This window comes from Streptomyces sp. A1277 (assembly GCF_004795015.1).
Classification (GTDB): Bacteria; Actinomycetota; Actinomycetes; order Streptomycetales; family Streptomycetaceae; genus Streptomyces.
Genome location: NZ_SSBI01000002.1, coordinates 90,479 through 102,993, shown reverse-complemented (window position 1 = coordinate 102,993; position 12,515 = coordinate 90,479). Strand labels below are relative to the sequence as shown.

The window sequence follows — 12,515 nt, the reverse complement described above, 5'->3', positions numbered from 1 at the left end:
CGGCCGGTGAGCTCCGCGCCCCTGCCCGGCGAGGCGGCTCACGGCCTGACGTCACTACAGGTACTGCGAACGCTGCACACGTCACCGCGGGGACTGACCGAGGACGACGCGGCGGTTCGTCTCGGTTTGCACGGCCCCAACACACTGCCCGCGTCCCGGGCCCCACGGTGGCCCGTACGACTGGCGCGTGCCGCACGCGACCCGTTCACGGGCGTACTGCTGGCCCTCGGCCTGGTCTCCGCCGCCGTCGCGTCCTGGGGCACGGCCGCCGTGATCGTCACGCTCGTCGCCGTCAGCTGCGTCCTGCGCGCGCACGGAGAACACCGGGCCGAACGGGCCATGGCCCACCTCCGGGACATGGTCGCCACCACCGTGAGCGTGCAGCGGCGGCCGGAACCGGGACGCGGACCCCGGGTACGAGAAGTGCCTGCCGGCGACCTCGTACCGGGAGATGTCGTCCGGCTGGGGCCCGGAGACCTGGTCCCCGCCGACGTACGGCTGCTGCGCGCGCACCACCTGGCCGTCGACCAGTCGGCGCTGACCGGGGAATCGGCGCCCGTGTCCAAGGATGCCCGCGACGTGCCGGACGATGACACGTCCTTCGCGCGCAGGGACCTCTGCTTCCAGGGCAGCACGGTCGTCGCAGGCAGCGCCGCGGGCGTCGTCGTCGCCACCGCGGCGGACACCCGGTTCGCCACCGCGCATCTCCCGTCGGGCCCGCGCCCGCCGAGCGCCTTCGACCGCTCGGTGCACGGCATCGCCTGGGCGCTGATCCGCTTCATGCTGCTCACCCCACCGCTGGTACTCATGGCGAACGCGGCACTGCGCGGCCGCGGCCTGGAGACGCTGCCGTTCGCGATGGCGGTGGCCGTGGGGCTGACGCCCGAGATGCTTCCCGTGGTCGTCACGACCTGCCTGACGCGGGGCGCCGCCCTGCTGGCGCGCAGCCATGAAGTGATCGTCCGCAGCCCGCAGGCGTTGCACAACCTCGGTGCCATGGACGTGCTCTGCCTGGACAAGACGGGCACGCTCACGCAGGACCGCCCCCGGGTCCTCGGCGCCGTCGACTCCCAGGGACGCACGGCCCCCGCCGCGCTGGCCTGGGCGACGGTCAACGCGTGGTGGACCCTGCAACTCGCCGACCTGCCCGCTCCGGACGCACTCGACGCGGCCCTCCTGGACGCCGGCGGCCTGGACGAGGCCATGGCCCACGAACCGGTGGCCGTCGTCCCCTTCGACTCCGCGCGCAGGCTCTCCACGGCCGTCGTCCATGCCCCCGACGTTCTCGGACGCCACATCCTGGTCGTCAAGGGCGCGGTCGAATCCGTACTCCAACGATGTGCCCTGGCTGAGGCGGAGCGGGAAAGGCTGCTCGACGATGCCGCGCGGCTGGCGGCCACGGGAGTACGCCTCCTCGCCGTCGCGACCGGCGAACGAGAGGCGCGCCACAGCCCTTACGGACCGGCCGACGAGCGGGACCTGACATTCCGGGGCTTCGTCACCTTCCATGACGCCCTCGCGCCCAGTGCCGCCGAGGCGCTCGCCCGTTTCGCCGACCACAAGGTCGACATCAAGGTCCTTACGGGGGACCATCCCGCCACAGCCGCTCGCGCCTGCCGCGACCTGGGCCTGGAGCCGGGCGAGGTGGTCGACGCGGGGAGCCTCGACACGCTCGACGACGGGCAGCTGACCGCACTGGCCGGCCGCGCCACGGTGTTCGCCCGCTGCGGACCCGAGGACAAGGCACGGGTGGTGGCCGCGCTGCGCGAGCACGGCCGCACAGTCGGCTTCCTCGGCGACGGAGTCAACGACCTGCCGGCACTGCGCACCGCCGACGTCGGGATCTGCCCGGTGAGCGGTGTGGGCATGGTGCGCGAGAGCGCGGACGTCGTCCTCGCGGACAAGAACCTCACGGCCATCGGCGACGCGATCACCGCGGGCCGTCTCGCGGGCGGCAACATCGCCTCGTACCTGCGCATCACCCTCTCGTCGAACCTGGGCAACGTGATCGCGATGCTCACCGCGGGGGTGCTCCTGCCGTTCCTGCCCATGCTTCCGGCCCAGGTCCTGGTGCAGAACCTCTGCTTCGACGCGGCCCAGCTCGCCCTCGCCCACGACCGCCCGGCGCCCCGCCTCCTGGCACGCCCCACAGCCCTGCGCCCCGCACCGTTCCTCCGTACGATCACCGGCTTCGGCCTGCTCGGCGCGCTGGCCGACCTGGCCACCTTCGTGACGCTGGCCGCGACGGCGTCCGCCGCCCACGACGAGGGCGCGTTCCACTCGGGCTGGTTCACGGAGAACCTGCTCACCCAAGCCCTGGTAATGGTCCTGCTGCGTACCGGAACCCGGCCGGCGCCCAACCCCCTGCGCATCGCCGCCGCGGCACTGGCGGCCGTGGGCATCGCCCTCCCGCTCACCGCCCTCGGAGCACGGCTCGGCCTGGAGCCGCTGCCGGTGTCCTCCTACCTGCTGTTGGCAGCCGTACTGACCGCATACGGTGCGGCCCTGAGGCTCCTGACGCGACACGGGCCCCGGAGCGATCACCTGGACGCCCCCAGTCCTTCGCTGTAGGGGGCCCGCGGCCGCTGGCTCTTCCAGGAGCCCCGGGAACGGCCGGTCATGGGGCGGGGCTCCCCAGCTCACCCGAGGCTTGTACAGTTGCGCAATATGGCAATCGACATCGGTACGTGTGGATCCTGAACGCGCGCCGCCGGTGGCAACGACGACGGAATGGGGTGGCGTGTTGCTCCGCAACGGCCTGGAACCGTGGCACCTGCTCATCGTGGCGCTCGTGATCATCATGGTGTTCGGTTCGAAGAAGCTTCCCGACATGGCGCGCTCTCTGGGCAAGTCGGCCCGCATCCTCAAGAGCGAGGCCAAGGCCATGAAGGCTGAAGCGGTAGCCGGCCCGGCCGCGCCGGAGCAGCCGTAGGCGACGGCTCGGCCCCCTCATGAGGCCGCTTCCGCCGGCCGGTGAGCCGGGCCCGTCGGGGCTTCTCTCTTGACATGCCCAGTGCAAGCTATGATGCTGAGCATCAGTTCTTACATCGATGTAATCGTTCTGGTGTCGACGGCCTGGGCTGCCCCGCGGCCTCCTCCGATGCAGCCCGGGCCGGGCTTCCGTCCGCGTGTGACGGCCGGTGGCCGAAGCGGAGACGAACCGATGGATCGGGATGATGAAGCTCGCTCGCCACGTTTCCGGTTGTGCCGCCTTCGCACTGTCATGCCTCCTGGCCGTGGCGCTGTCCTTGTCCGCCGCGGGGCCCGCAGCGGCGGGCCGGACCACGCACCGTGCGGCGGATCCCAGCGTGCTGCGCGTCGGGTCCACCTACATCTCGGTCGAGTCGGCCGGCGGGGGCATCGCTGTGCGCCAGGCATCGTCGACGGCGGGCCTGGCGGGGGCGCCCGCCAGGCAGGTGTGGTCGGACACGCGGGACCGCGGCGAGATCTGGGCCTCGGAGATCGTGCGGGACGGGGGCCGCTACCACATCTACTTCTCCGCCGGCCGCGCATCGGCACACCGGATGTACGTCATCAGCTCCGCAAGCGCGGACAGCGGCTACACGGCAGAGACGAAGCTGGCCCTGCCCGACGACAAGTGGGCCATCGACGGCACGATGTTCACCTTCGGCGGCACGCGCTGGTTCGTCTGGTCCGGCTGGGCGGGCGACACCAACGTCGAGCAGAACCTCTACATCGCCCGGATGAGCTCCCCGACGGCGCCGACCGGTGCGCGGTACGTGATCTCGCAGCCGCGAGAGAGCTGGGAGCGGGTGGTCGGCAACCCGTTCATCAACGAGGCCCCCGAAGCGATCAGGGATCCCGACGGACAGCTGCACATCGTCTATTCCGCCAACGGGAGCTGGAGCGACCAGTACTGCTTGGCCGATCTGAGGCTGCGGGCAGGGGGAGACCCGACCTACGTGTGGGACTGGTACAAGTCGAACGGCTGCCTGTTCGGCTCCAACCGCGCCACGATGATGCCGGGTTGGGACCCGACTCTGCAGGTCGACGGACCCGGGCACCACACCTTCGTCCTGCTCGACGGCGACATCGCCACCAGCCCGCCCGCCGGCCCGACGTTCCCCTTGATGTTCCACGCCGTCCCGAAGGGAACGCCGTACTCCTGGGCGAACCGGTACTGGTACACCGGCACATTCTGCTGGTGGGGCAACACCACCTACAGCCGGGCCAACGTCCCGGGTCCGAACACCGACTCGGGCTGGAGCCTGAAATTCTTCGAGTAGACCGCTCCGCGGGGCCGGTGGTGAGGTCGCCGATTGCCCGCCTATCGGCCTGCCGGCCAAGCCGGCCGACATGACTGACCTCAGGGCCTTCGCATGGCCGGCGGCCCCGATCAGGACCGAGCGGCTCGTCCTGCGGGCGTCCGAAGCCCGGGACCGCGCGGCGGCCATCGAGCTCAACGCCTCGCCGGAGGTCAACGCGTACCTCGGCGGCCCCCGACCGCGTGCCGAGCTCGAACGCGGGATGCCCGAGGTGCCCGGGCAGCGTCCCGGCTTCTTCGTGATCGAGGTCGGTGGATCGGCGATCGGCACCCTCATGCTCGATCCGCACGCCGAGCGACCGGGACACATCCGCCCGGACGTCGCAAGGACCGAGCTCGGCTACCTGTTTCTGCCGCAGGCATGGGGACACGGTTACGCCACCGAGGCGTGCGCGGCGGCACTCGACTGGTTCGCCGGGGCATGCCCCGGCGAAGCGGTGGTCCTCCGCACCCAGTCCGCCAACAAGCGCTCGATGCGCCTCGCGGCGAGGCTGGGGTTCACCGAGGTGGAACGGTACGAGGATTTCGGCGCCGAACAGTGGTTCGGCGTGTGGACTTCGGCGCCGTCGCCCGCCTGAGCACGTGTCTCGACGGGCGTATGCGCGCGGCCCGGCCGGATCATACAAAGCCCGGAGCTCCACGTGCCGCTCCCCGCCCGAAGGGGTGGATGATCCGGGAAAACCGGGATGCATGCGGTCAGTTGAGGCCAGGATGTGCCCATGAGCGAAGAAAGTGCAGTACCGGCCGAGAGGCCGGTAGTGGTGAGGTTGCCCGTGGAGCCGGTCGAGTCCGCGGTGGAGGCCGACGCCCTGGACGCGGCGGTGCGCAGCACCGGGATCGCCGTACGGGGCCCGTTGTTCGGGGTGGCCACGCAGACGGGGGGTGAGCGATGGCGGGTGTTCATCGCCGTCACTCACGGCTGCCCGCAGCAGGCGCGTGACGAGTTGAACTCGGCGTTGTGGTTCCGGGCGAAGGACGCGGCGAAGGACCGGGCGGAGCGCAGGGCGCTGCTGGCGGCAGTCGCGCGGCTGGAGGCGGAAAACGTCACCGACCTCACCGTGCTCGACACGCGCTACCGCGTGGTGCGCGCCGACGAGTACGCGAACCTGGACACGCACGGCGGCCTGGAGACACCGCGGCCCACCGACCCCGAGCCTCTGACCCGCGATTGGAGCCATGTCTCCAATCGCCCAAAGGTCGATGACGGCCTGGTCCTGGACCCGGACGCACCGCTTTCTCCCATGCAGGCCAGTGAGCGGCTGGCCATGCGCTCCCTGGCCTACTCCGGGGCCAGATTCCCCAAGGCCATGCTGCGGGATTCGGCGCGGGCCTTGAGGACCCACCCCGACATCTTCCTCATGCCGACCGCGTTCACGATCGTGGAGCGCTCGGGCGACGGGCCGTGGTCGGTCGGCAGCCGCCTGCACACGACCCCCCACGAGGCACGGCGGGCACTGGACTCCTCGCTCACCTGGATGAGCCCACGCGAGCGCGGGCTGATTCCGCTTGAGGCCGGGGGTGATGTCGATGCGCGCAGCCTCGTCGCGGAGGGCGGCCGTACCGGCGCCGAGGCCGCGGAGCTGACGGCGCTCGTACGGGCCTCGGACGAACTCCGTGCGGGCCGGCTCAACCAGATCGAGGTCCACGGCACCGCCTTCCGGATCGTCCGAACCCGCCGCCTGGTGCGCTGGGGCCCGGACGGACCGGAGAGCGCGCGCCCGTCCGATGTCAGCATGACGACCCCCATGGCCCTCCACCCGCGCCTCGACGAGGACGGTGTCGTGCACTTCAGCGATTCCAGGCAGGAGGAGGCCGCCTCGTGACTGTGTGAAGGGGCGGATCAGCGTGGGGGCCGTTCTCGCCGAGATGAGGCAGCGGAAGGAGCGGGCGCGCAGGAGGCGTGCCGGCGCGGCGCCCTCGCTGTACCAGGATCTTGGTGGGCTGTCGGCGACAAGGGGCCGAGCCCACGCAGGTGTGACGGAGTGAGTGCTCACTCATTGACGGAGTGAGCACTCACTCCGTTCGCTCGCGGTCATGGATGCACCCAAGGAGAACCAGACCACGCGACGCCGCGCCCCCGCCATGTCCCCAAAGGAGCGGCGCGCGATGATCGTCCGGACTGCCATCCCGCTGATCGCCGAGTGCGGCGCGGCGGTCACGACCGCGAAGATCGCCCGCGCCGCGGGCATCGGTGAGGGCACGATCTTCCGGGTCTTCGCCGACAAGGACGAGCTGTTGCAGGCGTGCATGGCCGAGGCGCTCTCACCCGAGCACGCGGTCCGCGAGCTCGACGCGATCGACGTGTCACAGCCGCTGCCCGAGCGGCTCGCGGAGGCGGCCGAGGCGCTGCAGGCGCACATGTCCAGGATGGGTGCGATCGCCGGCTGGCTGGGGCACCGTGGTGGCAAGCACCCCGGCACGGTGCGCGGCGCGGGCCGCAACGAGTCGACGGCCCGTATCCGCGCGGCCCTCGTGGAACTGCTGGAGCCCGAGAGGGCCGCCCTGCGCCGGCCGCCGGAGCAGATCGCGGCCCTCTTCTTCGGGCTGCTCTTCACCCAGCCGCGTACGGAGGACGAACCCGACCTGACCCCGCAGGAGCTGGTGGAGGTCTTCCTGTACGGGGCGCTCTCGGGAGCGCCCGACTGAGCGCGCGCAGAGGGCGCTCAGGGGTTGCGGCCCTGGCCGTGTCGGCGCCCGTCCTGGTGTGGCTGGTCGCGGACCCGCTGCTGGAGCACCGGCTGCGGATAGCCGACGGTGAGCAGGCGCTCGGCATCGGCGCCGTGCCCGTGGCGGTCGTCGCACTGCTCGTCTCGCTCGCCGGCTGGGGACTGCCGGCCGCCCTGGAGAGGTTCGGGGTACGGCGCGCCCGCGCCATGTGGACCGGAGTGGCCGGCGTCGTACTGGCCGTTTCCTTCCTGCCGTCCATCGGCGACGGCATGGACGGCGGCACCCGGGTCTCCCGCACCCGACAGCGAGGCGGACTCAGGGGGGAGTGAGGTGGTCGGCCTGGGCGGCCAGGTCGGGGTGTGCACTGGTCAGATGAAGCCGGGCGGCGGCCAGGGGTGCGAGGAGGTCGGCGGGGTCGTCGTGGGCGAGGGCCGCGTGGAGCTCGCCGACAGGGTGACGGGCGGCGGGGGGAAGGTCGGTGAGCGCGATGATCTGACCGGCCAGACGGCGCAGGTCGGCCGCGTGGTGGCGGGCCCAGGTGGCGGAGTTGCGGTCGGCGGCCCGGGCCTGGCGGGTGGCTCGGACGCGCTGCTCGCCGGTGGTCCCGGCCGGGCCGGGGCGGCCCCGCAGGTAGCGGCGCTCGGCGGCCTGCCGGCTGGCGACACCGAGGGGAGGGGCGAGGTCGGCCCAGCTGGCTCCCGCGTCGCGTGCCGTTTCGATCAGGCCGGTCTCCCATCCGGCGAGCTGTTCGCGCACCTGTCGCAGCAGCGACAAGGAGGCCAGTGCCTGTTCCGGGCCGGGACCAGGAGCACCGGGAGGCTCGTGCTGGGCTTCGCGCAGAGCATCGTCAATGGCTTGCAGGGCCGCCGCGGCGGCGAGGAACGATGCCGGGCTGTGAGCGCCGACGCTGGGCGACGACGGCTGGTCGGCCGGGGTCACGGGTGCCTCCCTCGGGATGTCATCACACAGACGACACTGAACTTGTCATCCAATGGATGACATGTTACAACGATGTCAGCGAGGCGCATTGGCAGTAACTGCCTGAACCTACTGGAGGTGTTTCACCATGTTGATGCGCACTGACCCCTTCCGTGAGCTGGACCGGCTGGCGCAGCAGCTGATGGGCCCGGGCACCTGGTCGAGGCCGTCGGCGATGCCGATGGACGCCTACCGCGAGGGCGACGAGTACGTGGTGGCCTTCGACCTGCCCGGCGTCGCCGCAGACGCGATCGACATCGACGTCGAGCGGAACATGCTCACGGTCAAGGCCGAGCGCCGGCCGGTGGCGAAGGCCGACGACGTACAGATGGAGCTGTCCGAGCGGCCGCTGGGCGTCTTCTCCCGTCAGATCGTGCTCGCCGACACCCTCGACACGGAGCACATCCAGGCCCACTACGACGCGGGCGTGCTCACCGTACGCATCCCGATCGCCGAGCGCGCCAAGCCCCGCAAGATCTCCATCGGCGTCGGCGCCGGCCGCCAGGAGATCCCCGGCTGACGCCGGCCGTACGGGTGCGGAGGACGGGCGCCTGATCTCCCCTCGCCGCCCTCCGCACCCCAGTGGGCAGTCCGAGGAGCAAGGGGGCCGCCAGGATGACTCCGCCACGCGAAGCGTTCCTCGGCCACGTGAAGGAATACGGCGAACACTGCGCATGCGGCACTCCGGAGGAGGAAGGCCGAGCGCGGAGCACGCGTGGTATTCGCCCTTCTCGGTGTGGTCCGCACCCAACCTGCGGCGCATCCAGCCGGAGGAATTGGCCCGGGCCCTCCCGAACCCGCTGCCGCCGGAGCGGTTCGGCGGCAGCCTCGTACACCTGAGCCCGGCTCGCCTCGGGAGGCGGGGCTACGATCCGGGCGGGCCGGCGCCTCGATCGAAGGCGTCACCGGACCGCGAACCGAACGTCAGCGCCGTGCCATCCACGGTTCCGAACCCACAGGTGACGACCTGCTGGGACAGTTCCTGGCCCAGCTCTCCATCGGCTACGACCAACTCCTCGGCCGCCCCGGCCGCTTGGTCCTGATCCCGCCGCCACACACCGCAACCACCCACCCTGACTCAGCGAAAGGCATACACCGCAGTGACCACCGACGTGCGCGCACCGCTCGGGTACCAGCAGCCGTACGGGACGGCGTACGAGCAGATGCTGGAGAAGGTCCGCTACGAAGGCGCCTACCCCACCCGCGAGAGAGCCGAGGAAGCCGTTCGCCTGGTCCTCGAAGGACTGGGACGCCAGCTGACCGGCGACGAACGCGTCGATCTGGCCGCCTGCCTGCCCCTGGAGGCCGCCCGGGCCCTGACCGCGCAGATACCCAGCCCCCAGCCGATGACCGGCTGGACCTTCGTCAAAGACCTCGCCACCCGCTCCGGCGCCTCCCTGGCCACCACCCGCTGGGACACCGGCTCCGTCTTCGCGGCCGTCGCCACGTGCGCCGGCCCCGACCTGATCACCCGCATCCTCCACCAACTGCCCACCGGCTACGCGCTGCTGTTCGGCCGCGCCGAACTCACCCCGGCCGCGTAAGCGGGCGACAGGGGTCGCACCAGGGACAGCCCCGGCCTCCCTCCGGCATGACCCCGCCAGGTGAAGTCCCCGGTCGTCGGATCGGGGACTTCACCTGGGCCGGTCACCGTCACCAGAAGCCGTCCGAGAGCCACAGCTGGGCGGCCTCGTCCCACCGGTCTTGGAGCGCTCGCTCACACACCGGCGCCCGCTTCGTCAGCCGCCGCCGCGGCTTACTCGCCTTGCTCCGCCGGACATGCCCGTCAGCAGCTGTTGTCGATGAGGTACCACGGGACCGGGGCGACCGGGGTCACACGGGAACGCTACCGCTTCGTGCGGCGGGGCGAGGCTCGCTGGATGTCCGCGCCCGAGCCGACGTGCCGCTTGGTTTCTTCGGGGCCGTGCCAATCTACGCCGTCGGCGATCGGGGGCCCGCCGCGCGGTCAGCCCGCCTGGCCCATGTCCGGCCTACGTGCCGGTCTCGGGCTGGTTGCCGGAGGCACCCCCGGGCGTCAGCGCGAAAGCGAGCCAGGCGAGGGCGCAGAGGCCACTCGACAGCAGCAGGGACCACCCCGTGCCGGTGCTCGCGGTGGCGCCCATGAGAGCCACACCGAAGGTGGCGCCGATCTGGCGTACGGCGTTGAGCAGACCGCCGACCGAGCCGGCCGTGCCGGGCGGGGCGGCGCCGATGACGGCCGCCACGAGGGCCGGCAGGATGAACGAGATGCCGAAACCGGTGAGCAGCAGGCCCGCCGCGAGCCAGATGTAGGCGCCTTCGGCGAACACCGTGCCCGCCAGCACCGAGCCCCCGGCCGTCAGGAGCGCCAAGCCGGCGAGAATCGGGGGCCGCGAGCCGACGCGGGTGACGATCCTGCCGGTCAGCGGCGGATTCGCGGCGAAGGGCACGGTCAGCGGCAGGAACGCCAGGCCCGTTTCCAGGGCACTGAGGTGACGTTCGCGCTGCAAGAGCAGGGGCAGCACGAACAGTGCGCCGGACAGGGCGAAGTTGGTGACCGCGCCCGCCAGCAGCCCGGCCCGCACCGGTGCCGACCGCAGCAGCGTCCGGTTCACCACCGGGGTCGGGCTGCGTCGTTCGAGCACGGTGAACACCGTCACCGCGATGCCCAGCCCGCCCGCCGACCACACGGTGTGGTCCCATGCGCCCGCGCCGGCGGCGATCAGGACATCCGTAAGCAGTGCCAGCACCGCGACAGCCGCGGCCTGGGCCGGCCAGTCGACACGGTGGGCGCCGGGCGGGCAGCGCACCGCCCGCCCGCGGGCCAGGGCCAGCACGACCAGCCCCAGAGGCACGTTGACCAGGAACACGGCCCGCCATCCGGCTGCCCCCACCAGGGCGCCACCGGCGATCGGACCGGCGGCGACGGCCGCTCCGCTGACCGCGGCCCACACCGAGATCGCGCGGGCGCGCGCCGCGGGCTGAGGATAGAGACGGGCGATCAGTGCCATCGAGGCCGGAACGCAGGCAGCCGCTGCCGCGCCGGACACCGCCCGCAGGAGCAACAGCACACCGAGGTTCGGCGCCAGGGCGCTGAGCAGGGACGCGAGCGTGAACACGGCCGTGCCGGACCGGAAGACCCGGTCGGCACCGAACCGGTCTGCCCCCGCTCCCGCCGACAACAGCAGCGCCGCGAACACCACGGTGTACCCGGTCGTGGCCCACTGCAGGCCGGCCATCGACGTATGCAGCGACGCGGCGAGGTCCGGTTCGGCGACGGACAGGACGGTGGTGTCGAGGAGCACCATGAAGTAGCCCAGCGACACGCCGGTCAGCGCGACTGCGCTCCTCGCCGGGGACAGTGAGGGCGGCGTCGGCACCACGGCAGGATCTACAGCGGACATGGAAGAGGAAGCCTCCGGTGAGCAGCCAGTTCGGGCACGACGCCCACCATCCGTCCGGCGAGGCAGGGCGCTCCACCGGCGCAGCCGCACACCGCGTTCGGAATTTCCGAACGCGCGCACGGTGTTGGGCGCTTACGTGGAACTACGCCAACTCGCCACCTTCGAGGCCGTGATCCGTCATCGGACGGTCACGGAGGCCGCCGTCGCCCTCGGCCTTGCCCCCTCCTCCGTCTCGCAGCAGATCCGCACACTTGAAACCGCCCTCGCTGTCGCCTTGTTCACCCGTGGCCCCAAAGGCATGGAACTGACTCCCGCCGGGGAACGCCTGCGCGGTTGGGCACGTACGCTGCTCGACACCGCCGAACGAGCCGTCCACGATGTCCGCGGTGAGTGCCGACGGTTACGGCTCGGTGCCCTGGAGACCCTTGCGGGCTCCCACGTTCCCCTTGTCCTGGCCCGACTGGCCGAACGTCGCCCCGACGTCACGGTCGACGTGCGCTCCGACCGCACTCGCCATGGGCTCTTCACCGATGTCGCGGACGGGCACCTCGACGCGGCCCTCCTCCTGGACGCAGGGGAAGCCCTCGGCGGGCTCGGCTTCCCCGCGCCCGCCGAACCTCTCGCCTTCGTCGACCTCGACCCCGTGCCCCTGGCCCTCGTCGCGGCCCCGACCCACGCCCTGGCTGCCCGTCCCGCACTGAACCGTGCCGACCTCGATGGTGAACGCCTCTTGGTCAACGTCCCGGAATGCTCATTCTGGCTGGCCGGACAGCACCTCCTCGGCTCCGGACCCCGACGCGTCCGAGCCGGTGGCGTCCCCGTGATGCGATCCTGGGCCGAACACGGCCTCGGCGTCACTCTGCTGCCCCGCTTCGCCGTCGCCGACAGCCTGCGTGCCGGCACCCTCGTTGAACTCGCCCTTCCCGTGCCCGACCTCAGCCTGCGCCTCGTGTGGCGCAAAGACCGGGAGAACCTGCCTGAACTGCGCGACGTCCTCTATGCAGCCGCCCGTCCCTGAACGGCGCTGGCGCTTCAAACGCCACCTGGTCGGCCAGGGCACTCGCGGGACCGGGGAGAAGCGTGGTCATGGCTGTCCCAACGGGGCACGTCCGGGCCGGGAAACCTGCCCCTCCCTCCGAGGCGCACGACGGCGGACCGGCGCGTCCGGTTCTGAGAGCCGGCCACGAGGAGCGTCGGGCCAT

The 12,515-nt window shown here is 71.7% G+C and carries 12 protein-coding genes; 10 read left to right on the top strand and 2 right to left on the bottom strand.

Annotated elements, in window-relative coordinates:
• Positions 1-6: 6 nt before the first annotated feature.
• The 7 genes from mgtA (at position 7) to E6R18_RS01860 (ending at position 7,281) form a co-directional block, all read left to right on the top strand.
• A complete protein-coding gene (mgtA, locus tag E6R18_RS01890; RefSeq protein WP_240799564.1) occupies positions 7-2,571 on the top strand; it encodes a magnesium-translocating P-type ATPase in 2,565 nt (854 codons plus the stop codon).
• 118 nt (positions 2,572-2,689) lie between these two features.
• Positions 2,690-2,932: a Sec-independent protein translocase subunit TatA gene (gene tatA / locus E6R18_RS01885; RefSeq protein WP_240799563.1), complete on the top strand. Its 243-nt coding sequence runs from the start codon at positions 2,690-2,692 to the stop codon at positions 2,930-2,932.
• Positions 2,933-3,176: 244 nt separating this feature from the next.
• Entirely contained in the window at positions 3,177-4,247 is a 1,071-nt protein-coding gene (locus tag E6R18_RS01880; RefSeq protein WP_136315052.1) for a glycoside hydrolase family 43 protein, read from the top strand.
• A gap of 70 nt (positions 4,248-4,317) precedes the next feature.
• Entirely contained in the window at positions 4,318-4,863 is a 546-nt protein-coding gene (locus E6R18_RS01875) for a GNAT family N-acetyltransferase (protein ID WP_136315051.1), read from the top strand.
• A 141-nt stretch (positions 4,864-5,004) separates the two neighbouring features.
• Positions 5,005-6,108 carry a DUF5954 family protein gene (locus tag E6R18_RS01870; RefSeq protein ID WP_136315050.1) on the top strand — a complete coding sequence of 368 codons (1,104 nt, stop codon included), beginning with the start codon at positions 5,005-5,007 and terminating at the stop codon, positions 6,106-6,108.
• Between the two features lie 211 nt (positions 6,109-6,319).
• Positions 6,320-6,931, top strand: a complete 612-nt coding sequence (locus E6R18_RS01865) for a TetR/AcrR family transcriptional regulator (RefSeq protein ID WP_136315049.1) — start codon at positions 6,320-6,322, stop codon at positions 6,929-6,931.
• Positions 6,928-7,281: a DUF6069 family protein gene (locus E6R18_RS01860; RefSeq protein ID WP_276607250.1), complete on the top strand. Its 354-nt coding sequence runs from the start codon at positions 6,928-6,930 to the stop codon at positions 7,279-7,281. Before E6R18_RS01865 ends, E6R18_RS01860 begins: the two co-directional genes overlap by 4 nt.
• Here the strand turns inward: E6R18_RS01860 and E6R18_RS01855 are convergent.
• Positions 7,268-7,891, bottom strand: a complete 624-nt coding sequence (locus tag E6R18_RS01855; protein WP_136315048.1) for a type III effector protein — start codon at positions 7,889-7,891, stop codon at positions 7,268-7,270. The two genes, E6R18_RS01860 and E6R18_RS01855, sit on opposite strands and share 14 nt — an antisense overlap.
• A gap of 127 nt (positions 7,892-8,018) precedes the next feature.
• On the opposite strand from E6R18_RS01855, the gene E6R18_RS01850 reads away from it, so the two are divergent.
• Both E6R18_RS01850 and E6R18_RS01840 read left to right on the top strand, forming a co-directional pair.
• Positions 8,019-8,450, top strand: a complete 432-nt coding sequence (locus E6R18_RS01850) for an Hsp20/alpha crystallin family protein (RefSeq protein WP_136315047.1) — start codon at positions 8,019-8,021, stop codon at positions 8,448-8,450.
• A 580-nt stretch (positions 8,451-9,030) separates the two neighbouring features.
• Complete coding sequence (locus E6R18_RS01840; RefSeq protein ID WP_136315046.1) at positions 9,031-9,474, top strand: DUF2267 domain-containing protein; 444 nt, start codon at positions 9,031-9,033, stop codon at positions 9,472-9,474.
• A 447-nt stretch (positions 9,475-9,921) separates the two neighbouring features.
• Here the strand turns inward: E6R18_RS01840 and E6R18_RS01835 are convergent, their stop codons facing one another.
• Positions 9,922-11,313, bottom strand: coding sequence for an MFS transporter (locus E6R18_RS01835; protein ID WP_136315045.1), 1,392 nt, complete (start codon positions 11,311-11,313; stop codon positions 9,922-9,924).
• Here E6R18_RS01835 and E6R18_RS01830 point away from each other — a divergent pair.
• Positions 11,312-12,331, top strand: a complete 1,020-nt coding sequence (locus tag E6R18_RS01830) for a LysR family transcriptional regulator (RefSeq protein ID WP_240799561.1) — start codon at positions 11,312-11,314, stop codon at positions 12,329-12,331. The genes E6R18_RS01835 and E6R18_RS01830 overlap by 2 nt on opposite strands.
• Positions 12,332-12,515 lie beyond the last annotated feature (184 nt).